The following is a 22,249-nucleotide window of genomic DNA, read 5'->3' on the forward strand; positions in this document are numbered from 1 at the left end:
GGTCAGCCGTCTCGGGTGACGAGGCGTCCGTAGGCCAGCGACAGGCCGACCACGATGTAGCAGGCCGCGCGGACCGCGCCCTCGCCGAACGTCGTCAGCATCATCGGATCCTGGAGCACTGCCGCCGGGGCGATCGTCCAGTCCTTGGTGAGCAGGAACGGGTGCAGCCACTTCAACGAGCTGAGGAAGCCGAGGATGGTGAAGACGATGTTCATGGCCAGCACCGAGGCGACCACGAGCATCGGGTGCTCGGTCCAGCTCGACACCGCCAGCGCGACCGCGCCGACCGCCCACAGCTGCAGCACGATCCAGCCGCCGACGAGCAGGATCCGCAGCAGCGCCTCGCCGAGCGACAGCGTCGTGCCCGACAGCGTGAACAGCGAATCCGTGCCGTTGATGATCAACCCGGTGACCACACCGGTCACGCACATCGAGAGCACCGCGACCACGGACACCGTCGCCACGCCGAACGCCTTGACCGCCAGCAGCCGTCCCCGGCTCACCGGCGCGATGAGCCAGCCGCGCAGCGTGCCGTGCGCGGCCTCGCCGGCGATCGCGTCCGCACCGGCCATCGCGGAGGCGAGCGGCAGCAGCAGGGTGAGCGTCAGGACCATCGCGGCGATCGGCAGTACGAACGCGTTGTTCACCGCGGACGCCAGCAGCGCGCCGCCGCTGTCGTCCGGCGCGTCGCTCCCGGAGCTCTCGCCGACCAGCGTGAGGCCGATCCCGACCACGATCGGCACCAGCGCCAGCAGCCCCAGCACGGCGAGCGTGCGCGGCCTGCGGAAGATCCAGCGCAGTTCCGCGGCGAACAGCCGGAACAACGGCACCGTGTCGTGCCCGGTCCGGCTCACCGGAACGGCGACCGCAGCGGTAGTCATGCGTCCCCCTCGGATTCGTCGCCAGCCGCCGATTCCCCTTCGGTCAGCCGCGCGAACAGGTCTTCCAGCCCGGTCCGCGCCCGGGTCGCCTCGTGCACCTCGACCCCCGCTTGCACGAGCACCTGCAGCACTCGCGGCGCGGCCGTCGCGGTGAGGTCGACGCGGACGCCGTCCGGGGTCAGCCGGGCCCCGATCCGGTTCTCCCGCAACGTTTCCACCGCGTGCTCGGCGTCCGGGGTGCGCACCAGCAGCGCGGCGTTCCCGGATTCCAGCAGATCCGACAGTTCGCCCTGCGCGACCACCGTGCCGGACTGCAGCACCGCCACGTGCGTGCAGGTCGCTTCGACCTCGGCCAGCAGATGCGAGGACACCACCACGGTCACGCCGTCGGCGTGCAGATCGGCGATGATACGGCGGATCTCCCTGGTACCCGCCGGATCCAGCCCGTTGGTGGGTTCGTCGAGCACGACCATCCGGCGCGGCACCAGCAGCGCGCTGGCCAACCCGAGCCGCTGCTTCATGCCGAGCGAATAGCCCTTGTACCGGCGGCGCGCGGCGGCGGAGAGCCCGACCCGGTCCAGCGCGGCGTCGACCGCGCCGGGGATCGCGGACGACGCCAGCCGCGGTTCGGCCGCGGCGAACCGCAGCAGGTTGTCGCGTCCGGACAGGAACGGGTGGAAGCCCGGCCCCTCGACCAGCGCGCCGACGTCCGGCAGCGCGTGCGCGGATTCCTCCGGCATCTTCCGGCCGAGCAGTTCGACCTCGCCCGCGGTCGGGCGGACGAGCCCGAGCAGCATCCGGATCGTGGTCGTCTTGCCCGAACCGTTGGGCCCCAGCATGCCGAGCACGGCGCCCTCGGGAACGTCCAGGTCCACGTGGTCCACCGCGACTGTGCCGCGGTAGACCTTGCGCACCCCTCGGGTGCGCGCGGCCAGCGGGATCGCCGGGGCGGGCGCCTCCTCGGAGACGCCCGCCCCGGTTTCGACCGCGGTGCTGGTCACTTGGCGCCCAGCGCTTCGTAGAGGACCTGCTCCGGGACCGCGCCGGCGGCGAACCGGCCGTCGTCGGTCAGGACCGCGCCGCCCACCTTCGTGGTGAAGAGGTAGCCGCTGCCCCACGGGCCGTTGACCCGCTTGGCGAACCGGCTCAGCATCTTCTGCACGTCAGGGCCCTTTTCCTGGCCCTGCGCCTGCTGCTTCGCCTGCATCAGGTCCGCGGGCACCTTGCCGGTGACGACGGTGTCCCAGCCGTCGCCGACGAGCTTGGTGTCCTGCTTGGCCTCGTTCGCCAGCGCCTTGTCGCGCTCGTCGATCTTGGCCTGCTTCTCGGTCACCTTCGCGCCCTTGGGCGGGGTGAAGGCGAACAGGTCGGCCGACTGGCCGGCGAACTCGATCTTGCTGAACGCCAGCTCCAGCGCCGGGGCGGTGGTTCCGTTGCTCAGCACCGAAAGCCGCAGCGGCATCCGGGTCTGCGAGTCGACCGCGACGCGGATCTCGCGCAGCAGCGTGCGTTCGGTCGGCTTCGGCGTGAGGACCAGCTCGTACGCCGGCCGGTCGGCGACCGTGGCCGTGCCGTCGACCGCGACATTGCTGCTCTCGCGCACCTTGGCCAGCAGCTGCTTGGCCGCGGTGGCCGGGTCGGGGGACTGGCCCTCGACCGGCTGGTGCTTGGTCGCGACGTCCGCCGGGATGGTGGTCTTGGTCGCGCTGTTGGTCTTGGAGTCGTAGTCCCACACGGTGTTGCCGTTGTGGACGATCGTCTCCTGCGTCTGCCCCTTGGTCAGCGACACCTTCGTCTTGCCCGCGCCGTCGCTGAACACCTGCGCCGAGTCGATGCCGAGCGCGCTCGCCCCCGGGACCGCGCCGGTCGCCATTTTCGGCAGGCCGAGGTCGTTGCTCACCGTCACCGTGCCGTCGAACGGCACGGGCTTCGCGGCGACCACTGACTGGACCAGTTCCTCCGCGCTGACCTGAGGCAGCTTCGGCGCGTCCCCCGCCGAGGCAGGCATCGCCACCACGACCAGTCCGCCCACGCCGAGCGCGGTGCCGACGACGGCCGCGGTGATGGCCTTCTTCTTCGGATCCATCTCGTCTCTCCCTGTGTTCCCGGGCTTTGGCGGGCCCGGCTCCCGGTGCAGACGTTCCACTGCCGAGGCTGAGATACCCCTGAATGTTCGGCCCGTTCAGCTGAGATGGCACTGAGAGTACGCGCGTCAACTGCACAAACCGGCCATGATGAGGATCGTGAAACCTCGGGTGCTGGTGGTCGACGACGAACCTGGTGTGCGCAAGGCGCTGCAGCGCGGCTTGCGCGCGGAGGACATGGACGTGGTCACCGCCGCGGACGGACCGACCGGGCTGCAGCTCGCGCGCACCGGTTCGTTCGACGTCGTGCTGCTGGACATCATGCTGCCCGGCTTGTCCGGCTACCGCGTGCTGGAACGGCTGCGCGCGGAGAACGTGACCACGCCGGTGCTGCTCGTGTCCGCGAAAGACGGCGAGATCGACCAGGCCGACGGCCTCGACCTCGGCGCGGACGGTTACCTCGTGAAGCCGTTCTCGTTCGTCGTGCTGGTCGCGCAGGTGCGGGCGGTGCTGCGTCGTGCCGGGCCGGACGCGTCGCGCGGCGCGCTGAAACTCGGTGCGCTGGAGGTCGACCGGGCGCTGCGGCAGGTGCACTGGAACGGGCAGGACGTGCCGTTGAGCCCGCGCGAATTCGGCTTGCTGGAGGTGCTCGTCGGACGCGCGGGGACGGTCGTGACGAAGGACGAGCTGCTGCGCGCGGTGTGGGGCGAGGAGCAGGCCGTCACGCGGAATCTCGTTGAGGTGTATGTCGGTTACGTGCGGCGCAAGCTCGACGCGGTCGGCGCGGGTTCGATCCTGCGGACGGTGCGCGGGCACGGCTATCTCGCCTCCGACGACCAGCTTGACGAGGTCAGGTGACCGGCTCGCCGTCGTCGTGGTGGGGCCGCCGGTCGCTGCAGGTCCGGATCACCGTGCTGGCCGCGGCGATCACCCTCGGCTGCCTGCTGGGCCTCGCCGCGCTGGCGGCGAACAAGCTCGACCCGCTGCTCACGGATTCGGTCGACGAGGAGCTGTCGGCCGCGCTCGTCCCGGCGACCGGCGCGGTTTCCGCCGGGACGCCGCTCGCCGCGGCGGACCCGGTGACGGTGCGGGTGCTGGACATCGCCGGGAATCCGGTGGACGGCCAGGCGCGGCCGAAGCTGACCGGCCAGGAGGTCTCGCAGCTCAAGGCGGGGTTGCCGGTGCAGTCGGACGGATCGCGTTGGCGCGGCCAGGTGGTCAGCGCGCCGAACGGCAGCCAGCGGCTCGTCGTCGCCGGGGCCGGGCTGGTCGGGTTCGCCGCCGCGGTGCATTACGGCGGGCTGTGGCTGGTCGTGGTCGCGCTGGTCGGTGCGCTGGTGGCAGCACTGGCGACCTGGCTGGTCGTGCGGCTCGCGCTGCGGCCGGTGGCGCGGATGCGCGGTCTGGTGCGCGCGCTGCCGCCGGGTTCGCGGCTGCCGCTGCCGACGTCGCACGACGAAATGCGCGCGCTGGCCGAGGAATTCAACGCGCTGCTCGAACGCCAGGAGGAGGTCAGCCAGCGGCTGCGCCGGTTCACCGGCGACGCGGCGCACGAGCTGCGGTCACCGGTCGCGTCGATCCGGGTGCAGGCCGAGGTGGCGGTGACGAATCCTGATCCGGAACTGTCGCAGGAGACGCTCTCGGACATCCTCGAGGAGTCGGAACGGCTGTCCGGCCTGCTCGACGGCCTGCTCGCACTGGCTCGTTCCGACGCTGGCGAGGTGCCGCCCGCAGAACCGGTCGAGGTGGTGTCCGAGGTCCGCGCGGCGGTGCGCCGGTTGCCGTCCGGGGCACCGGACACGCGGGTGAGCAGCGCGGTGGCGCAGGCCTGGGCGTCGGCGGCGCACCAGGAGGTCGAGCTGGTGCTGGACAACCTGTTGCGCAACGCCTGCCGGTACGCGTCCGGGCAGATCGTGGTGTCCGTGCTGGCCTCGCGCTCGAAGGTGCGGGTCGTGGTGGACGACGACGGTCCCGGCATCGCGCCCGAGCACCGGAGCAAGGTGTTCGACCGGTTCTACCGGGTGTCGGACGACCGGGCGCGTTCGTCCGGCGGAACCGGCTTGGGCCTGGCGATGGTCGCCGAAACCGTGCGCCGCCGCGGCGGCAACGTACGGGTCGGCGAATCGCCGGACGGCGGCGCGCGGTTCGAGGTCACCTGGCGGGCGGGCGCGGACCGGTGAATCCGGTGGGGGAGACTGAGCGCATGGACGCGGTCATCGTCGGGGCGGCACTGGTGCGCGACGGCAAGCTTCTTGCCCAGCAACGGGCTTGGCCGCCGCATCACGCAGGCCAGTGGGAACTGCCGGGCGGACGCGTCGAGGAGGGCGAGACCGAGGCCTTCGCGCTGGCCAGGGAATGCCACGAGGAACTGGACGTGGTGGTCACCGTCGGCGACCGGGTCGGCCCGGAAATCCCGCTGCCAGGCGGAAAAGTGCTGCGCGTGTACTCCGCCGCGCTGCTGTCCCCTGGCGACGAGCCGCGCGCGGTCGAACACACCGCACTGCGCTGGGTCGGACACGACGAACTGAACGAACTGGACTGGCTCCCCGCGGACCGGGACCTGCTGCCCGCGCTGAGCGCTCTCGTGAGTGCTGGCTCTCAGTAGAACCAGCACTCACGAGGCCCTTCAAGCAGCCCCGACCATCCGCAGCGCCGCCGACACCCGGTGCGAACTGCGATCGATCGCCCGCTCCGCCCCCGCCTTGCGCACCCGCTCCAGCTCGGCGACGTCGTCCAGCAACGCGCGCGTGCCCTCCCGCACCGGACGCAATTCCTCGATCACCGCGTCCGCGACAGCGTCCTTGAGCACGCCGTACGACGGATACTTCTCGGCTAGCTCGGCCGGATCACCGCCCCCGCACGCAGCCAGGATCTCGAGCAGGTTCGAGATCCCCGGCCGATTCTCCGGGTCGTAAACCGGCACCGAATCACCGTCGGTGCGCGCCTTGCGAATCTTGCGCCGCACCTGATCCGGCTCGTCCAGCACGAACACCACCCCGGCGGAATCCTGCGCGGACTTCGACATCTTCCGCGTCGGCTCAGCGAGGTCCTTCACCCGAGCCCCGGCAGGCGGCAACGTCGCCTCCGGAATGACGAACACCTCGCCGTAGGTGGAGTTGAACCGCCGGGCAAGCGTGCGAGCCAACTCGACATGCTGCCGCTGATCCTCGCCGACCGGCACTTCATCCGCCCCCTGCAACAGGATGTCGGCCGCCATCAGCACCGGATAAGTCAGCAAACTGAGCCGCACTCCGGCCTGCCCCTTGGATTTCTCCTTGAACTGGATCATCCGCGCCGCCTCGCCGTACGAGCAAGTGCACTCCAGCACCCACGTCAGCGCCCCGAGCTCCCGGGCAAGATCGGACTGCACGAACACCCGCTCCGGCGCGATTCCCGCAGCCACCAGCACGGCAAGCTGCTCCGTCGCCAACGACCGCAACTTCGCCGGATTGTGCGCGGTAGTCATCGCATGCAGGTCAGACACGAAATACAGATCGTCCGGCCCGCCTTCCGCAGCCCACCGCCGCAACGCGCCGAGGTGGTTGCCGAGCTGAACGTGACCGGACGGAGTGATGCCGGACAACTGGACCATTGGATTTTCCCTCTCCCTTGGATGTTCGCCCCCGGGAGCAGGCACAAAAAAAGCCGCCCACCGGGGCGGCCTTCGCTGGTTTTTCAGCGCAGAGCTTCAGGGCCGCCAACGGGCGGCCACCACTGAGTGCTCTGGAAACGCATGCGACGAGCCTAGCACCGGACTACGGTTCGAACCATGTTCGTCGTCGTGCTCACGTACATCGTTCCGCTAGAGGAAATCGACCGCGCCCTGCCAGCGCACAACGAGTGGCTCACGAAGCAGTACGAAGACGGCCACTTCCTGGCCTCCGGAGGCCAACGCCCCCGCACCGGCGGCGTGCTGATCACCCGCCCCATGGAACGCGCACAGCTGGACGCGATCCTGGCCACCGACCCCTTCGCGATCGGCCAGCTGGCCACCTACGAAATCATCCACTTCCAGCCCACCAGGACGGCCCCCGAACTGAACCTGGTGAACGAACTCTTGGACAAGAACTAGCGAATTCCGTGAGGGCCACCCTCACAGCCGCTAATTCCCGTCGCGCCCCGCGGCTGGTCCGTGAGGGGCTCCTTGAGGGACTTAGATTCCCTGAAGGAGCCCTTCACGGCTTTTGGCGTACGTGAGGGTCGCCCTGAGGGAATCTGATTCCGTGAGGGTTCCCCTCACGACCCGCTCGCCGACCCCGCGCCCGTCCGCTGCCTGCTCGGGATGCGCCCAATGCGGCATTGGGTGCGTCAGATGCACCGAACGCCACATTGGGTGCGTCAGATGCACCCAACGCCACATTGGGGCGCAAGCCCCGCACCGCGAGAAACCGCCGCCGGTGCACCCAACGATCGGTGCACCCACACCACCCCCGCACCCCGATACGAAGCTCTCCTGCGGTCTGGGGTGGCTTGTCAAGGCATCTTTCCCGCCTTGACAAGCCACCCCAGACCGTCAGCACAATCAAGCTTCGGGGTGCCCCACCGCACTACCCAAGAGCAATGTCGCCGCCAGGCGACGAGCCGAAGACCAACGGCGATCAAGCAGCCTTAGCCACCTGCTTCTTAGCCTTCTTCAACGCCAAAACCGGACACTTCTTACACCGATCCTTAGACCGGCAGCACTTCTTCTTGACCTTCCCGGCCTTCATCAACTTCCGCACCACAGCCCGAGGATCGTCCGCGCCCTTTTTCCCCACCGCGCACTCCTCAAACCGGCCGTCAAGAACACCCACAAGGTTAGGTGAGCCTAACCGATCATAGGGCGTGGCGCTCCTCACACCAACCCAACAGGTATCCTGGTTGAAGTCCGCGTGTGGCCAAAGCCGGTCAGCGAGAGCCGGTCGCTGTGTCCGGTGCCCGTCATCCCGTCGCCGCGCGGTGCCACCGCCTTTATTCTTCGAAGTTCAGGAGTCTTCGCGTGCCCGCAGCCAGCGCCACCGCGGTCGAAACCGGCCGCGCGTCCGGCAAGACCCGGCCCGACCTGCGCAACGTCGCGATCGTCGCCCACGTCGACCACGGCAAGACGACCCTGGTCGACGCCATGCTCCGCCAGTCCGGCGCCTTCGCCGAACGCGCCGAGCTGGTCGACCGCGTGATGGACTCCGGTGAGCTCGAGCGGGAAAAGGGCATCACCATTCTCGCGAAGAACACCTCGATCCACCGCCAGACCCCCGAGGGCACGGTCACCATCAACGTGATCGACACCCCGGGCCACGCCGACTTCGGCGGCGAGGTCGAGCGCGGCCTCTCCATGGTCGACGGCGTCGTGCTGCTGGTCGACGCGAGCGAGGGCCCGCTACCGCAGACCCGCTTCGTGCTGCGCAAGACGCTCGAGGCGAAGCTGCCGGTGATCCTGCTGGTCAACAAGGTCGACCGGCCGGACGCGCGGATCTCCGAGGTCGTCGAGGAGACCCACGACCTGCTGCTCGACCTGGCCGGCGACATCGAGGACGCCGACCTCGACGCGATCCTCGACCTCCCGGTCGTCTACGCCTCCGCGCGCGCCGGCAAGGCGTCGCTCGAGCAGCCCGAGGACGGCGGCCTTCCCGACAGCGAGAACCTCGACCCGCTGTTCGAGACCCTGCTCCAGCACGTCCCGGCCCCGGCCGCGGACCTGGACGCCCCGCTGCAGGCGCTGGTCACCAACCTCGACGCGTCGAACTTCCTCGGCCGCATCGCGCTGATCCGCATCCACGCCGGCAAGCTGCGCAAGGGCCAGACCGTGGCCTGGATGCGCGAGGACGGCACCGTGCAGAACGTCCGGATCTCCGAGCTGCTCGTCACCGAGGCGCTCACCCGCGTCCCGGCGTCCGAGGCCAGCGCCGGCGAACTGGTCGCGATCGCGGGCATCCCGGACATCACCATCGGCGACACCCTCGCCGACGCGGAGAACCCGGTCGCGCTGCCCCGGATCACCGTCGACGAGCCCGCCATCTCGATGACCATCGGCGTCAACACCTCGCCGCTGGCCGGGCGCAACGGCGGCGACAAGGTCACCGCGCGGCTGGTCAAGGCCCGTCTCGACCAGGAACTGATCGGCAACGTCTCGATCCGCGTCCTGCCGACCGAGCGCCCGGACACCTGGGAGGTGCAGGGCCGCGGCGAGCTGGCGCTGGCCATCCTGGTCGAGCAGATGCGCCGCGAGGGCTTCGAGCTCACCGTCGGCAAGCCGCAGGTGGTCCTGCGCACGATCGACGGCAAGCTGCACGAGCCGTTCGAGCGCCTGTACATCGACTCGCCCGAGGAGCACCTCGGCGCGATCACGCAGCTGCTCGCGTCCCGCAAGGGCCGCATGGAGGACATGAGCGGCAACGGCACCGGCCGGATCAAGCTGGTCTACGTGCTCCCGTCGCGCGGCCTCATCGGCTTCCGCACCGACTTCCTCACCGAAACCCGCGGCACCGGCATCGCGAACCACGTGTTCGAGGGCTACTTCCCGTGGGCGGGCGAGATCCGCACCCGGCACAGCGGCTCCTTGGTCGCCGACCGGTCCGGCCCGATCACCGCGTACGCGATGATCCAGCTCGCCGACCGCGGCACGTTCTTCGTCGAGCCCGGCGCGGAGGTGTACGAGGGCATGGTCGTGGGCGAGAACCCGCGCTTCGAGGACCTCGACATCAACATCACCAAGGAAAAGAAGCTCACCAACATGCGGCAGTCCTCGGCCGACGTGATGGAGACGCTGGCTCGCCCGCGCAAGCTCAGCCTCGAAGAGGCGCTGGAGTTCTGCGCGAGCGACGAATGCGTCGAGGTCGCGCCGGAGGTCGTGCGGGTCCGCAAGGTCACGCTCGACATCAACACCCGCGCCAAGGAGCGCTCGCGGGCCAAGAGCCGCGACAACAACAGCTGAACCTCTCGCAGGTGAAAAAGGGCGCCTCCCGTTCCCGGGAGGCGCCCTTTCGCGTGAACCCCGGCAGCGGTTCGTGCGTCCACTCTTATGGCGGTATCCACTCCGGTGTCACGGAGAGGCGGCCGATGTGGGAATCTCGATGCCGGCCCCCGCCCTGGCGTGGCAGCATGTCCGCTCGGACCACGGAGCGCGGCGGGAACTTTCAGGAGGACGAGCGTGCGATTCGGACGCCGGCTTGCGCCGGTCCTGGCGCTGGCGGGAGTACTGCTCGCCGCGTGTTCGAACACCCCGCCGCCCCCGGTGGTCACGTCGGCCCCGCCGTCGAGCACGACCAGCGCGGCGTCGTTGTCGCAGATCGTGGTCGGCGTGGACGACGTGGTCGGCGGCTACAACCCGCACAGCATCGCGGACTCGTCGACGATCACCACGGCGCTGTCGCAGCTGCTGCTGCCCTCGGTGTTCCGCCAGTCTGACGACGGCACGCGCACGCTCGACAAGACGCTGATGGTCTCCGCCGAGGTCGTCTCGCAGGTGCCGTTCACGGTCAAGTACGTGATCCGCCCGGACGCCTCGTGGTCCGACGGCGCCCCGATCGCCACCGAGGACTTCATCTATCTCGCCAACGCGATGAAGACGAACCCCGGCGTGATCGACCCGGCCGGGTACCGGCTGATCTCGGACATCGAATCCCGTGACGGCGGCAAGGGTGTCGAGGTCACCTTCAGCAAGCCGTATCCGGCCTGGCAGACGCTGTTCGACAACCTGCTGCCGCAGCACCTGCTCAAGGATTCGCCCGGCGGCTGGACGAACGCCCTCGCGACGAGCTTCCCCGCGGTAGCCGGACCGTTCGCGATCAAAACGATCGACACCGCCCGCGGCGAAGCGACCCTCCAGCGCAACGACCGGTACTGGGAAAAGCCGGCCGCGGTCGACACGCTGATCCTGCGCCGCTCCGACGCGTCCGGCATCGCGACCGCACTGCGCAGCGGCAACGACCAGTTCTCCTTGACCCGCACCGATTCCACCGGCCTGCAGCTGCTGAACGACCTGGGCTCGGCGGTCAAACTGCACACGGTGCCGCGTCCGCTGACCGCGTCGGTGCTGCTGCGCCCGGTGAGCGCGACGCTGTCCGACCCCCAAGTCCGCGCGGGCATCGCCGCGCTGCTGGACCGCGGAAAGCTGATCACGACCGGCGCGAAGGGCGGCCCGTCCGCGACGCTCAAAGCGGACGCCCAGGTCCTCCCGCCTTCGGCGAAGGGATACGCCCCCACCATTCCGGCAGGCCCGCCCGCCGCGCCGGACGCGACCAAGGCCGAGCAGTACTTCACCGCCGCCGGGTACAAGAAGGAAGCCGGCGTGTGGCGCAAGGGAAACAAGACGCTGTCGATCGTCCTCGCGTCGCCCGGCGAACAGGAACCGTACGCGTCGATCGCGAAGGAACTGGCGTCGGAACTGGTCGCGGGCGGCATCGAGGTCAACCAGATCAAACCGCAGCCGCGTGACCTGTACTCGTCGCTGCTGGCAATGCCGGTGGTGAACGGGAAACAGCAGGCGAGCCCGGACTCGAACAGCACCGTCGGCGTCGACATCGCCGTCGTGGGCCAACCCGTCGGCGGCGACCCGGCGACGGTACTGGCCTCCAGCTACGGCTGCGCCCCCGAATCCGCGCCGGTGGACAAGACGAAGCCCGTGATCCCGGCGAATCCCGCGGGAATGTGCGACCAGAGCCTGCAGGCGACGATCGACTCCGCCCTTACCGGTTCGGCGACGATCGCCGACTCGCTCAAGACGCTGGAACCGCAGCTGTGGTCCCAAAATGTCGTGATCCCGCTGTTCCAGGAAGCCGAGACTTTGGCGGTGGGCAAGGGGATTTCCGGCCTGACGCCCGGTCCGCCGATGCAGGGGCCCTTCGGCTCGGCGGTGAACTGGACCCGCGGCGCGACCTGATCCGGTACGCGCTGCTTCTCCGCTCCTCCTGACGTCCGTGAAGGGCTCCTTGAGGGAATCAGATTCCCTCAAGGAGCCCTTCACGGACCTCGCCATCGCACGCCAGCCCGCAGCGGCGGGCGGGACCCTCGCGCGAAGTCGCTGGTTGAGGACCGCGCTCGGCTCGGTACGTCAGCGGAAGCGGGGGAGCCATGCCGCGCGGCCGACGCTGCGCATCGCCCTAACGAGGCCGCGCGCCACACCCCCCCGGGCTCGGCCGGTCATGCAAAAGGGGCCCCGCACCGTTAAGCGCGAGGCCCCCTTTTCGCATACTGCGTCAGATCAACTGCAGACTCTCCGCGAAGTGGCAAGCCACCGGGTGCGCGTGCCCCCGGTCCACCAAAGCGGGCTCCTCCGTCTTGCACTTCTCGCGTCCGGCGTCGTCCAGCTGGTTCGCGAACTTCGGGCACCGGGTGCGGAACCGGCAGCCCGACGGCGGGTTGGCCGGGCTGGGCACGTCGCCGGTGATCACGATCCGCTGCCGGGTCCGCTCCTTGCGCGGGTCCGGCACCGGGATCGCCGAGATCAGCGCCTGCGTGTACGGGTGCGCCGGGGTCTGGAACAGCTCCTCCGACGGCGCGGTCTCGACGATCTTGCCGAGATACATCACCGCGATCCGGTCCGCCACGTGCCGCACCACCGAGAGGTCATGGGACACGAACAGGTACGACAAGCCGAGTTCCGCCTGCAGGTCCTTCAGCAGGTTCAGCACGCCGGCCTGGATCGAGACGTCCAGTGCGGACACCGGCTCGTCCAGCACCAGCACCTTCGGCTTCAACGCGAGCGCGCGGGCGATGCCGATGCGCTGGCGCTGGCCGCCGGAGAACTCGTGCGGGAACCGGTTGCCGTGCTCCGGGCGCAGGCCGACGGTCTTCATCAGGTCACGGACCTGCTGCTTGCCGCCCTTTTCGTACAGCCCGTGGATGCGCAGCGGTTCGGCGATGATCTCGTTCACCGGCAGACGCGGGTCGACCGAGGCGTACGGGTCCTGGAACACGATCTGCATGCTGCGCCGCAGCCGCTGCAGTTCGCGCTTGCCCATCGTCGCGAGGTCTTTGCCCTCGTAGGTCACCTTGCCGCTGGTGAGCGGCTGCAGTGCCAGCGCGACCCGGGCGGTGGTCGACTTGCCGCAGCCGGATTCGCCGACCAGCGCGAGCGTCTCGTGCGGGTAGATGTCGAACGACACGTCCGACACCGCCTGCACGGCCCCCGAGACGCGGCGGATCAGGCCGCCGCCGCGGATGGGGAAGTGCTTGACCAGGTTCTGCGCGGAGAGGACGGGCGCCTGCCCCGTCGTGGCCTCGCTCATCGGTTCGTCTCCGTGTCGGTCGCGGCGGCCTCCACAGCGACCGGGACGGCTGCCGCGTCGGCCGAGGTGGCGCTGAACAGCTCGGCCGGGTCCTTCCCGACGACCTGCTCGGTGAAGTGACAGGCCGCGTGCTGGCCGTTGGGTCCCGCCACGAGCGCGGGCTCCTCCTCGTCGCAAATCGGCTGCGACAGCGGGCAGCGCGGGCTGAACGGGCAGCCCGGCGGCATGTTCTGCGTGGCGGGCGGCGAACCGGTGATCGGCGTGAGCCGGTCGGTCTTCACGTCCAGCCGCGGCAGGCTGCCGAGCAGGCCCAGCGTGTACGGCATCCGCGGGTTGTAGAAGATGTCGTCGACCGTGCCGGACTCGACGACCTTGCCCGCGTACATCACGTGCACCCGGTCCGCCTGTCCCGCGATCACGCCGAGGTCGTGCGTGATCAGCACCATCGCCGCGCCGGTTTCCTTCTGCGCGGCCTGCAGCGCCTCGAGGATCTGCGCCTGCACCGTCACGTCGAGCGCGGTGGTCGGCTCGTCCGCGATGATCACGTCCGGGTTGTTGGCCATCGCGATCGCGATCACCACGCGCTGGCGCATGCCGCCGGACAGCTGGTGCGGGTACTCGTCCGCACGCTGCGCCGGGTTCGGGATGCGGACCAGGTCGAGCAGTTCGATCGCCTGCTTCTTCGCGACGTCCTTGCGCACGTCGTGGTGCGCGGTGATCGCCTCGGCGATCTGGTCGCCCACGGTGTACACCGGGTTCAGCGAGGTCATCGGGTCCTGGAAGACCATCGCGATGCCCTTGCCGCGGACCCGGTTCAGTTCCTTCTCGTTCGACTTCAGCAGGTCCTGCCCGCCGAACCGGATCGAGCCGGACACCTTCGCGGTCTTCGGCAGCAGGCCCATCACCGCGAGCGAGGTCACCGACTTGCCGGAACCCGATTCGCCGACGATGCCGAGCACCTCGCCGCGGCGAAGCTGGTAGTTCACGCCGCGCACGGCGCTGACCACGCCCTCGCTGGTCGGGAACTGCACGGTCAGGTCCTCAACGACGAGGACGGGATCGCCGCCGCGTCCTTGCGAGCCGTTCTCGGTCATGCGCGCACCTTCGTCTGCTGGGGGTCGAACGCGTCCCGCAGGCCGTCCCCGATGAAGTTGATCGTCAGCGCGATCAGGATGATGAAAATGCCCGGGAAGTAGAACAGCCACGGCCGCGTGTCGATCGCGGTCTGCGCGCTGCTCACGAGGAGCCCGAGCGAGGTGTCCGGCGGCTGCACGCCGAAGCCGAGGAACGACAGCGCCGTCTCGAGCAGGATGGCGATCGACACGAGGATCGTCAGGTTGACGATGATCGCGCCGAGCGCGTTGGGCACCAGGTGCCGGAAGATGATCCGGCTGTCGCTCGCGCCGAGCGCCTTCGACGCCTCGACGAACTCCTTCTCGCGCAAGGAAAGCACGACACCGCGCGCCACCCGGGACACATACGCCCAGTAAAGCCCGCCGATGACGACCGCGATCAGCCACCACGTGCCGCCGGACTGGTGGCCGAGCACCGCGGCCACCGCGAGCAGCGGCAGCGTGAGCACGAGGTCGGCGATGCGCATCAGGACCGTGTCGAGCCAGCCGCGGTAATAACCGGCGACCGCGCCCCACACGGTGCCCACGACGGTCGCGAAGATCGCGACGAGGATCGAGATCTGCAGCGAGATCTGCGTCCCGCGCATGACCTGCGCGAGGGTGTCGTGGCCGACCGCGTCGGTGCCGAACGGGTGGTCGCCCGAGGGCGGCGCCGAGTTCTGGTCGGTGATGTCGGCCGCGTTGTACTTCCAGATCGCGGCTCCGACATAGGCGAACAGGATGATCAGCACGAACACGACGAGGCTGATCATCGCGAGCCGGTGCTGCAGGAACCGCCGGAAAACCAGCTGCGCCTGGCTGCGCTCCTTGACCGTGAACTCGCGTTCCGGCGCGCCCTGCGGGGTCTGCGGGTCGTCCGGAGCGAACCGAGCGCCGCCCAGGGTGGTGGGCGGGGTGTCGAATACGTCGTTAGGCATAGCGGATCCTCGGGTCGAGCAGGCCGTAGAGCAGATCGGCGACCAAGTTGAGCAGGATGATGAACGTGGCCGCGATGAGAAGCCAGGCTTCCACCGCGTACACGTCGCTTCGCTTGATCGCGTCCAGCAGGAAAGCGCCCGCGCCTTGCCATTGGAACACGGTCTCGGTCACCACGGCACCGCCGAGGATCGAGCCGATGTCGAGAGCGGTCACTGTCGTCAGCGGGATCAGCGCGTTGCGCAGCGCGTGCTTGCGCGTCACCGTCCAGCGCGGCAGGCCCTTGGCCCGGGCGAGACGGACGTAATCGCTGTTGAGCACCTCGAGCATGGACGCGCGCTGGTAGCGGCTCCAGGCCGCGTAACTGGTCAGCGCGAGCGAGATCGTCGGCAGGATCAGGTGGCCGAGCACGTCGCCGAACTGGGACCAGAACCCGCCCGCGGCGACCACCGACGAGGAACCGATGGTGTAGAAGACCTGGTCGCCGACCGTCGTGTTGATCGAGATGCCGATCTGCTTCAGCACGAGGGCGAACCAGAACGACGGCATCGACAGGAAGAGGAAGCCGAAGAAGGTCGCGGTGTAGTCGAACTTGGAGTACTGCCGCGACGCGCTGATCACGCCGATCAGCACGGCGAGGATCAGCGCCACCACCATGGCGAGCACGATCAGCCGCAGCGTCACGCCGAACCGGCCGAACACCTCGCTGCCGATGTTCATGGTGGACTGGACCGAGGGCCCGAAATCACCGTGCAGCACGCCGGTGATCCAGTGCCAGTATCGCTCGAGAATCGGCTGGTCGAGATGCAGCCGGATGCGTTCGAGCTCGATGGTGCGAGGGGGCGGCGGCGGGTTTCTCGCGATCAGCGGGGTCAACGGGTTGGCCGAAAGCGACACCATCACGAAGACGACGAACGTCGACACGATGAGGATCGGCACCGAGACGAAAAGCCGGCGCAGTGCGAAGGCAAGCATGGAGGTCTTCCTGCTCTGGACGGTGTTCTGCCGGCGCCCGCCGCTCGTGGTGGCAGGCCTTGGCGACGTAACGGGGCAATCGTGGTGTTCGGGAACTAAAAGGGCAATTGTTCGCGGATACGGTGAAGGGCCGGCTTTGCGGCCGGCCCTTCACCGGTTGTCCTGCGGGAATCTACCGGTCGTTGATCACTTCCGGATGCCCCACTCCGCCATGTTGTACACCGGCCCGTCGAGGGTCGAGTTGTTGCGGATGTTCGCGATCTTGTCCGACGAGGCGATGAAGGTCGGCTTCTGGTACAGCGGAAGCACGTAAGCGTCCTCGGACATGATCTGGTCGGCCTGGTTGAGCAGGTCCGCCGCCTTGGTCTGGTCGGTCTCGGCGTTGGCCTGCGCCATCAGGCTGTCGACCTGCGGGCTGCTGTACTTGCCGTAGTTGTTGCCCTGCCCGGTGCCCCAGTTCTGGATCGCGCCGCCGAACGGGAACGGCGAAGCGACCCACGCGAACACGATGACGTCGTAGTCGCCGCTGGTGGTGGTCTGGCCGAGGTCGTCGGTGGACTGGACCTTCACCTTGACGCCCAGCTGAGCCGCGGTCTGCGCGAACAGCTCGCACTCGTTCTGCCGGATCTGGTTGCCGACGGTGTAGCGGATGCGCAGCTCGGGGACCGGCTTGCCGCTCGGGTCGGACAGCTGGTTGTTGGCCAGCTTGTAGCCCGCGTCGGTCAGGATCTTCTTGGCCTTCTCGATGTCACCGGAGCCCTGGCCGGTCGCGCTCACCGTGTCCTTGTAGCCGGTCTGCTGCGGCACGAAGTTGTGGTTGTTGAGCGGCTCGACCTTGTTGGTGAACTGGCCGACGGTCTTGGCGATCATGTCCTTGCGGTTGACCGCGGTGAACAGCGCCTGGCGCAGCGGCTTCTGGGCCAGCGCCGGGTTCTTCAGGTTGAAGTCGAAGTGCTCCCAGGTCAGGCCGAGGCCGATGAACGAGGAGATGTTCGGCATGTTCTTGACCTGGTTGATCAGGTCGACCTGCGGCTGCGGGTAGATGACCTGCACCTCGTTGTTCTGCAGTGCGGTCGGCTCCTGCGTCGCGTCGGTGATGACGCGGAAGATGACGCTGTTCAGCTTCGGCTTCGCGCCCCAGTACTTGTCGTTCGGGACCTCGGTGACCGACTGGTTGTTGACGAACTTCGAGATCTTCCACGGGCCGCCCGACCAGGTCGGGACAGTCGTGCCGAACCACTTGAAGGACGACGCGAGGCCGGCCGGGGTGTTGGTGTCGCCGTGCTGCTTGGCCAGGTGCGCCGGGTACATCGCGCCGCCGGAGCTCCAGAGCAGCTTCCAGTCGGTGAACGGCTTGTCGAACACGACCGTCACGGTCTTGCCGTTGTCGGAACCGGTGACCGACTTGACCTGGTCGTAGCCCGCGGTGCTGGCCGCGGCGCAGTCGGGGCAGTCCTTGCCGTTCTGGACCTTGTAGTTGTAGATGAAGTCGTCGGCGGAGAACGGCGTGCCGTCCGACCAGACGGCCTTCGGGTTCAGCTTGTAGACGACCGTCTGCGGGCTGGTGCTGGTGACCTCGGCCGACTCGACGAAGTCCTTGTTCAGGACCGGCTTGAGGTCGGGGGTCGCGTAGAAGGTGTAGGGCAGCAGGCCCTTGGTGACCTCGCCGGTTTCGAAGACGTTGCCCTCGGCCGAGATGACGTTCCAGTTCGGGACGTTCTTCTCGATCGCGTAGGTGACGTCGCCGCCCTGCTGGAGCTGATCGGCCTGTGCCGCGTTGCAGGTGTTCGGGTTCTTGTCGCAGTCGGCGAATGCCTGCCCGGTCTGCACCGCGCTGTTGCCGCCTCCGCCACCACCGCATGCGGAGAGCAGAAGGGCCGCGCCCGCGACGAACGCGCCGAGTTTCGCGGCGCGCGACCTAGTCGTCACTAACATTCATTCTCCTTGCTCGACGCCGTCGCGGGTTTGCGAGGCGGCTCTTCCTGACGCGCAAGCACCGATCGGTATCGCGTTGCTCACCGTAGCCGTGAAACTTAGGCATTGGACAGACGGCAAACCTATCGATCCGGACACTCTCAGTGAGATCGTTGCGGAACAGATATCTCGTGCCCCCTGGTTGCACCGTGGTTTCCGCACTTGATCGACTACGGTCAGTAGTTGATCACGGAAATTCGGAACCGGTTCGAGTGGCAGTTCAGTCCAGCGGACCGATAGGCCCGGCGGACAATAACCGCCCCGTTCCGTACGCGGTACCCCAGCTAATGGAGTAGTCACGCGGCCGCGACGAACCCGAAGTGACAAGAAATTGGTCCGATCTCGTGAAGCGAAAGAACGCGCCCGTCGCCGAACGCGGACACGGCGGCCCGGACGGCGAGAGGTGCTCGGTGGGTGTTCCGAGCATCTTGCGTCCTTGCCCGCGTATTCCGAACCGCGGAACGTTCCGCGGAAGGGAACGCCCACGGTCCGGGACGCTGGTCCGACGTGGTGGGATGCGGATGCATTTTCCCGTGCACGCCGCCGATTTCCGGTCCCGAGCGCCGCGCCGGGGGTCGGCCTCCCGGGCGCGGACGCGACGGTCATTAACCTGAGGGCGTGAAGCGGAAGCTGCTGCTGGTCCACGCGCACCCGGACGACGAAAGCATCGCCACCGGCGGCGTCATCGCCCGCTACGGCGCGGAAGGCGCCGAGGTGTGCGTCGTGACCTGCACGCTCGGCGAAGAGGGCGAAATCGTCCCGCCGCGGCTGGCGCTGCTCGTCGCGGCGGAGGCCGACCAGCTCGGCGGGTACCGGTCCGGGGAAATGGCCGCCGCGGCCGCCGCGCTCGGCCTCGCCCGGCACGAGTACCTCGGCGGCATCGGCCGGTGGCGCGATTCGGGCATGGCGGGCACGCCCGCCGCCGAGCACCCGCGGGCGTTCACCGGCGGGCCGGAGGCGGAGCAGACCGCTCAGCTGCGGGAGCTCATCGACGATTTCGCCCCGCAGGTAGTCGTCACCTACGACTCCTTCGGCGGCTACGGCCATCCCGACCACATCCGCGCGCACGAGATCACCATGGCGGCGGCCCCGGACGCCCCGTCGGTCCAGCGGGTCTTCCACGTGGTCCAGTCCGAGGCCGCGCTCGCCGCCGGGCTCGCCGAACTGCGCGCCGACGGAACATCACCGTTCCGGGTGGCTGACGACGGCGAGCTTCCGTCCACTCCGGACGGCAAGATCACCACCGTGGTCGACATCTCCGCGCACCGGCAGACCAAGCTGGCGGCACTGCGCGCGCACGAAACCCAGCTGACCGTGGTCGACGGCGCGGTCAGCCACTTCGCGCTGACCAACAGCATCGCGCAGCCGATCCCGTCCGCCGAATACTTCGTGCTCGCCCACGGCGACGCGGCCGGCGCCGAGACCGATCTGTTCGGCGGGTGGTGACGGTGTCCGCCCCGCTCACTCGCGACCAGCGGCTGATGCTGGCGCTGCTCGCGTTCGACGCGGTCGTGCTGGCACTGCTCGAACTGTTCTTCCTCCCGCTGCGGGTCGGCCCGCTCGGCGAGGTGCCGTTGCCGGTCACCGCGGTGGTCGGCGCGGTCACCACGCCGTGGCTCGTGCTGACCGCGGCGAAGCTCGTCCGCCCGGGGTTGTCGTTCGTGCCGCTGCTGGTGTGGGTACTCGTCGTGTTCGGGGTCGGCCTGTTCGGTCCGGGCGGCGACGTCGTGCTCGTCCAGGACTGGCGCGCGCTGCTGCTGCTCGGCGCGAGCGCCCTGCCCGCCGCGTTGGTCCTCGGCGGCGGGCTCGGCCGGGCCGCGGCGAAGGGAGGCGTCCGTGTCTGAGGCCATTTCGGACCGTCAGGTCGTGGCGATCCTGCGTCCGTTCGTCCGGGCCTGCGCGCCGATGATCGACGCGCTGCGCGAGGCCGACCCGTTCGGCATGCAGGCACGCGCCCGGCGCGGCGAGGGCGAATTCGTCGACGCCGGGTTGAAGAAGAAAATGCTCCGCGCCCTGACCTCGGTGAAGGTGCCGGGCACCGCGGGATGGGCGGCGATGGACATCGACCAGCGCGCGAGCTGGTGGGTCAACCGCGTCGGCAGGCTCACCTCGTTGCTGACCTCGATCCCCGGGCTCGGCGGCGCGCTCGCCGACCGGCTGCCGGTGCAGGACACCCTCGGCGCGGCGTCGCAGGGACTGGTGCTGTGCGCGATCGCGGGGGAGTACGGCGTGACCGACGTCGGCAGCCGCGTCCGGCTGATCGCCTCGGTGCTGTTCGAACGCGACATCGACGCCGACCTCGCGTCGGGTGCCAAACACGACAAGTCCGCGAAGTCCGCTGAGGACAGTGAGACCGCGCGGCTCACCGAGGAACTCGACGAATCCCACCGCAAACACGGCAAGGTGACCGCGAAAGCCGTCGCCGGCACGCTCTGGCACCTGGGCAAGTCGCTGTGGGGGATCACCGGCGAACTCGAGAAGCGCCCGCGCGGCCGATGGTTCCACCGGGCACTCGGGATGCTGCCGGTGGTCGGCGCGGCGGGCGACTACCTCGGCGAGCGCTCCGGGCTCAAAAAGGTCTGGAAGCGCGCGCACGCCTGGCTCATGGCCCACCGGGAGTGGGCCTGAGCGGTCAGTGCCAGAAGAGGAACGCCCTCTGCCCGATGTAGGCCGCGGCCGCGTTCCCGCCGAGCGGTTCGTAGATGTGCCCGGCGATCGTCCAGAGCAGATCCGACACCGGCCGGAAAAGGAAGAACAGCGCGAAGAGCACCAGCGGCGCCCACGGCCGCACCCGCGCACCGAACGCCCGCGCCTGCGGCGAGAGGTACGGCTCCAACGCGCCCCAGCCGTCCAGCCCCGGCACCGGCAGGATGTTGATCAGGAAGGTCATCATCTGCAGCAGCGCGAGGTACGACATCGCGTAGAAGAGGCCGGTCGCCATCGGGATCAGCATCGTCGCCAGGCACAGCGCGGCGCCGACGGCGAGGTTGCTGAGCGGACCGGCCAGCGAGGTCCACGAGGCCGTCGCGCGATTGCGCAGCGCGCCGCGGTTGATCCACACCGCGCCGCCGGGCAGCGGGATGCCGCCGATCAGCAAGAAGATGAGCGGAAGCACGAAGGACAGGACGGGGTCGGCGTAGCGCCGGACGTCCAGCGAGAGGTACCCCTTGTGAGCGATCTCGTGATCACCGCCGCGGAAGGCGACGAAGGCATGCCCGAACTCGTGGAGCGTCAGCGACGCCATCCAGCCGCCCAAGACGAGCAGCACGACGCCCGCGATGAACATCGGGTCGCGGGAACCGAGAAGAGTCGTGGAATCACCGTATGCAGCCAGGAAACCACCGGCGACGGCGACGGCGAGGATGCCGAGGAAGATCGGGCTCGGACGCACTGCTGATCTCTGCACCCCACCAGTCTTCCGTATGCCCGGTGTGAAGTCTTCGGCGTGTCCCCTTGCGCACCCGGGCACAGAGATCCCCCGAACTCGCTACTCGGCTTGACCTGGCCGCACTACACAGGTGTAATCACAGTGATGTCATTCGCTGTCGGAGGGGGCAGCGGGTGTCGTTTCACCACCGCCAGCCTGGGGAGTGCGTAGGAGCGAGGAGGCGGACGTGCGGTTGGAAGCGGACAACAGGGAATGGGGGCACGTCGTGGGTTGGGGAGAGAACCCGGAGCAGCAGCTCGGGGATCTGACCGACCTTTTCGACGTCCCCGAGGAGCAGGACTGGCAGGAGCGCGCCCTGTGCGCGCAGACCGACCCGGAGGCGTTCTTCCCCGAGAAGGGCGGCTCGACCCGCGAGGCCAAGCGGATTTGCCTTGGCTGCGAGGTCAAGGACGACTGTCTCGAGTATGCGCTGGCGCACGACGAGCGCTTCGGCATCTGGGGCGGACTGTCCGAACGGGAACGTCGCAAGCTGAAGAAACGGGCTGTCTAAACGGGTTTCGGTTCCCCCGGTCCACGCGGACCGGGGGTGCGCCCCGCCGTCGGCACGGCGGTGAGCGAGTGCTGCGGCCGGCGCGGCACGGCGGGATGGGAGTCCTCGCCGAGGTGGCGTCGGGCACATTCGCCGGATTCGTGC

21 protein-coding genes are annotated in these 22,249 nt (G+C 68.9%); 10 read left to right on the top strand and 11 right to left on the bottom strand.

Features of this window, described 5'->3' with window-relative positions; genetic code table 11:
- Positions 1 to 2: 2 nt before the first annotated feature.
- The 3 genes from WA670_RS08430 to WA670_RS08440 are packed head-to-tail and all read right to left on the bottom strand — an operon-like array spanning position 3 to position 2,967.
- Positions 3 to 881, bottom strand: a complete 879-nt coding sequence (locus tag WA670_RS08430) for an ABC transporter permease (RefSeq protein WP_037816649.1) — start codon at positions 879 to 881, stop codon at positions 3 to 5.
- Positions 878 to 1,882: an ABC transporter ATP-binding protein gene (locus WA670_RS08435; protein ID WP_336157319.1), complete on the bottom strand. Its 1,005-nt coding sequence runs from the start codon at positions 1,880 to 1,882 to the stop codon at positions 878 to 880. The genes WA670_RS08430 and WA670_RS08435 overlap by 4 nt, the downstream gene beginning before the upstream one ends.
- Positions 1,879 to 2,967, bottom strand: a complete 1,089-nt coding sequence (locus WA670_RS08440) for a LolA family protein (protein ID WP_336157320.1) — start codon at positions 2,965 to 2,967, stop codon at positions 1,879 to 1,881. Before WA670_RS08440 ends, WA670_RS08435 begins: the two co-directional genes overlap by 4 nt.
- Positions 2,968 to 3,112: 145 nt before the next feature.
- Here WA670_RS08440 and WA670_RS08445 point away from each other — a divergent pair, with 145 nt between their 5' ends.
- The 3 genes from WA670_RS08445 to WA670_RS08455 are packed head-to-tail and all read left to right on the top strand — an operon-like array spanning position 3,113 to position 5,570.
- Positions 3,113 to 3,823 carry a response regulator transcription factor gene (locus tag WA670_RS08445; protein ID WP_037816645.1) on the top strand — a complete coding sequence of 237 codons (711 nt, stop codon included), beginning with the start codon at positions 3,113 to 3,115 and terminating at the stop codon, positions 3,821 to 3,823.
- A complete protein-coding gene (locus WA670_RS08450; RefSeq protein ID WP_275292810.1) occupies positions 3,820 to 5,145 on the top strand; it encodes a sensor histidine kinase in 1,326 nt (441 codons plus the stop codon). The genes WA670_RS08445 and WA670_RS08450 overlap by 4 nt, the downstream gene beginning before the upstream one ends.
- Positions 5,146 to 5,168: 23 nt before the next feature.
- Positions 5,169 to 5,570, top strand: a complete 402-nt coding sequence (locus WA670_RS08455; RefSeq protein ID WP_037816638.1) for a (deoxy)nucleoside triphosphate pyrophosphohydrolase — start codon at positions 5,169 to 5,171, stop codon at positions 5,568 to 5,570.
- A gap of 21 nt (positions 5,571 to 5,591) precedes the next feature.
- Here WA670_RS08455 and trpS read toward each other — a convergent pair whose 3' ends face one another.
- Entirely contained in the window at positions 5,592 to 6,557 is a 966-nt protein-coding gene (trpS, locus tag WA670_RS08460) for a tryptophan--tRNA ligase (RefSeq protein ID WP_037816636.1), read from the bottom strand.
- Positions 6,558 to 6,734: 177 nt separating this feature from the next.
- Between trpS and WA670_RS08465 the strand changes: the two genes are divergently transcribed.
- Positions 6,735 to 7,037, top strand: a complete 303-nt coding sequence (locus WA670_RS08465; RefSeq protein ID WP_043828161.1) for a YciI family protein — start codon at positions 6,735 to 6,737, stop codon at positions 7,035 to 7,037.
- A gap of 526 nt (positions 7,038 to 7,563) precedes the next feature.
- On the opposite strand, the gene WA670_RS08470 is transcribed toward WA670_RS08465, so the two are convergent.
- Positions 7,564 to 7,758, bottom strand: coding sequence for a hypothetical protein (locus WA670_RS08470; protein WP_134667001.1), 195 nt, complete (start codon positions 7,756 to 7,758; stop codon positions 7,564 to 7,566).
- 185 nt (positions 7,759 to 7,943) lie between these two features.
- On the opposite strand from WA670_RS08470, the gene typA reads away from it, so the two are divergent.
- Both typA and WA670_RS08480 read left to right on the top strand, forming a co-directional pair.
- A complete protein-coding gene (gene typA, locus WA670_RS08475; RefSeq protein WP_037816632.1) occupies positions 7,944 to 9,875 on the top strand; it encodes a translational GTPase TypA in 1,932 nt (643 codons plus the stop codon).
- A gap of 216 nt (positions 9,876 to 10,091) precedes the next feature.
- Positions 10,092 to 11,822, top strand: a complete 1,731-nt coding sequence (locus WA670_RS08480) for an ABC transporter family substrate-binding protein (protein WP_336157326.1) — start codon at positions 10,092 to 10,094, stop codon at positions 11,820 to 11,822.
- 316 nt (positions 11,823 to 12,138) lie between these two features.
- Here the strand turns inward: WA670_RS08480 and WA670_RS08485 are convergent, their stop codons facing one another.
- From WA670_RS08485 to WA670_RS08505, 5 genes are all read right to left on the bottom strand, one after another.
- A complete protein-coding gene (locus WA670_RS08485) occupies positions 12,139 to 13,170 on the bottom strand; it encodes an ABC transporter ATP-binding protein (protein WP_037816630.1) in 1,032 nt (343 codons plus the stop codon).
- On the bottom strand, positions 13,167 to 14,264 hold the full coding sequence (locus WA670_RS08490; RefSeq protein ID WP_037816629.1) for an ABC transporter ATP-binding protein: 1,098 nt from the start codon (positions 14,262 to 14,264) through the stop codon (positions 13,167 to 13,169). The genes WA670_RS08485 and WA670_RS08490 overlap by 4 nt, the downstream gene beginning before the upstream one ends.
- Complete coding sequence (locus WA670_RS08495) at positions 14,261 to 15,220, bottom strand: ABC transporter permease (protein WP_037816628.1); 960 nt, start codon at positions 15,218 to 15,220, stop codon at positions 14,261 to 14,263. Before WA670_RS08495 ends, WA670_RS08490 begins: the two co-directional genes overlap by 4 nt.
- Positions 15,213 to 16,193 carry an ABC transporter permease gene (locus WA670_RS08500; protein WP_037816627.1) on the bottom strand — a complete coding sequence of 327 codons (981 nt, stop codon included), beginning with the start codon at positions 16,191 to 16,193 and terminating at the stop codon, positions 15,213 to 15,215. The genes WA670_RS08495 and WA670_RS08500 overlap by 8 nt, the downstream gene beginning before the upstream one ends.
- 186 nt (positions 16,194 to 16,379) lie before the next feature.
- Positions 16,380 to 18,128, bottom strand: a complete 1,749-nt coding sequence (locus tag WA670_RS08505; protein ID WP_037816626.1) for an ABC transporter family substrate-binding protein — start codon at positions 18,126 to 18,128, stop codon at positions 16,380 to 16,382.
- Between the two features lie 657 nt (positions 18,129 to 18,785).
- Here WA670_RS08505 and mshB point away from each other — a divergent pair.
- From mshB to WA670_RS08520, 3 genes are read left to right on the top strand one after another with little or no spacing between them, the layout of a single operon-like run.
- Positions 18,786 to 19,613: an N-acetyl-1-D-myo-inositol-2-amino-2-deoxy-alpha-D-glucopyranoside deacetylase gene (mshB, locus tag WA670_RS08510; protein WP_336157330.1), complete on the top strand. Its 828-nt coding sequence runs from the start codon at positions 18,786 to 18,788 to the stop codon at positions 19,611 to 19,613.
- The gene (locus tag WA670_RS08515; protein WP_037816862.1) at positions 19,610 to 20,011 is read left to right on the top strand and encodes a hypothetical protein; all 402 of its coding nucleotides are present in this window, start codon (positions 19,610 to 19,612) and stop codon (positions 20,009 to 20,011) included. The genes mshB and WA670_RS08515 overlap by 4 nt, the downstream gene beginning before the upstream one ends.
- Positions 20,004 to 20,795, top strand: a complete 792-nt coding sequence (locus WA670_RS08520) for a hypothetical protein (protein ID WP_037816624.1) — start codon at positions 20,004 to 20,006, stop codon at positions 20,793 to 20,795. The genes WA670_RS08515 and WA670_RS08520 overlap by 8 nt, the downstream gene beginning before the upstream one ends.
- 4 nt (positions 20,796 to 20,799) lie before the next feature.
- Here the strand turns inward: WA670_RS08520 and WA670_RS08525 are convergent, their stop codons facing one another.
- Positions 20,800 to 21,558 carry a site-2 protease family protein gene (locus WA670_RS08525; protein ID WP_037816623.1) on the bottom strand — a complete coding sequence of 253 codons (759 nt, stop codon included), beginning with the start codon at positions 21,556 to 21,558 and terminating at the stop codon, positions 20,800 to 20,802.
- Positions 21,559 to 21,781: 223 nt separating this feature from the next.
- On the opposite strand from WA670_RS08525, the gene WA670_RS08530 reads away from it, so the two are divergent.
- Positions 21,782 to 22,105 (top strand): WhiB family transcriptional regulator, encoded by a 324-nt coding sequence (locus WA670_RS08530; RefSeq protein ID WP_037355639.1) that lies wholly within the window; start codon positions 21,782 to 21,784, stop codon positions 22,103 to 22,105.
- Positions 22,106 to 22,249: the final 144 nt, after the last annotated feature.

This window comes from Amycolatopsis sp. VC5-11 (assembly GCF_037034185.1).
GTDB classification, from domain to species: domain Bacteria; phylum Actinomycetota; class Actinomycetes; order Mycobacteriales; family Pseudonocardiaceae; genus Amycolatopsis; species Amycolatopsis nivea.

What these genes read in the sequence shown, in the direction of transcription:
- trpS (WP_037816636.1), bottom strand. Translation starts at nt 6,557, where the DNA reads ATGGTCCAGTTGTCCGGCATCACTCCGTCCGGTCACGTTCAGCTCGGC.
- WA670_RS08495 (WP_037816628.1), bottom strand. Translation starts at nt 15,220, where the DNA reads ATGCCTAACGACGTATTCGACACCCCGCCCACCACCCTGGGCGGCGCT.
- WA670_RS08490 (WP_037816629.1), bottom strand. Translation starts at nt 14,264, where the DNA reads ATGACCGAGAACGGCTCGCAAGGACGCGGCGGCGATCCCGTCCTCGTC.
- WA670_RS08500 (WP_037816627.1), bottom strand. Translation starts at nt 16,193, where the DNA reads ATGCTTGCCTTCGCACTGCGCCGGCTTTTCGTCTCGGTGCCGATCCTC.
- WA670_RS08465 (WP_043828161.1), top strand. Translation starts at nt 6,735, where the DNA reads ATGTTCGTCGTCGTGCTCACGTACATCGTTCCGCTAGAGGAAATCGAC.
- WA670_RS08455 (WP_037816638.1), top strand. Translation starts at nt 5,169, where the DNA reads ATGGACGCGGTCATCGTCGGGGCGGCACTGGTGCGCGACGGCAAGCTT.
- WA670_RS08430 (WP_037816649.1), bottom strand. Translation starts at nt 881, where the DNA reads ATGACTACCGCTGCGGTCGCCGTTCCGGTGAGCCGGACCGGGCACGAC.
- WA670_RS08485 (WP_037816630.1), bottom strand. Translation starts at nt 13,170, where the DNA reads ATGAGCGAGGCCACGACGGGGCAGGCGCCCGTCCTCTCCGCGCAGAAC.
- WA670_RS08505 (WP_037816626.1), bottom strand. Translation starts at nt 18,128, where the DNA reads ATGTTAGTGACGACTAGGTCGCGCGCCGCGAAACTCGGCGCGTTCGTC.
- WA670_RS08445 (WP_037816645.1), top strand. Translation starts at nt 3,113, where the DNA reads ATGATGAGGATCGTGAAACCTCGGGTGCTGGTGGTCGACGACGAACCT.
- WA670_RS08440 (WP_336157320.1), bottom strand. Translation starts at nt 2,967, where the DNA reads ATGGATCCGAAGAAGAAGGCCATCACCGCGGCCGTCGTCGGCACCGCG.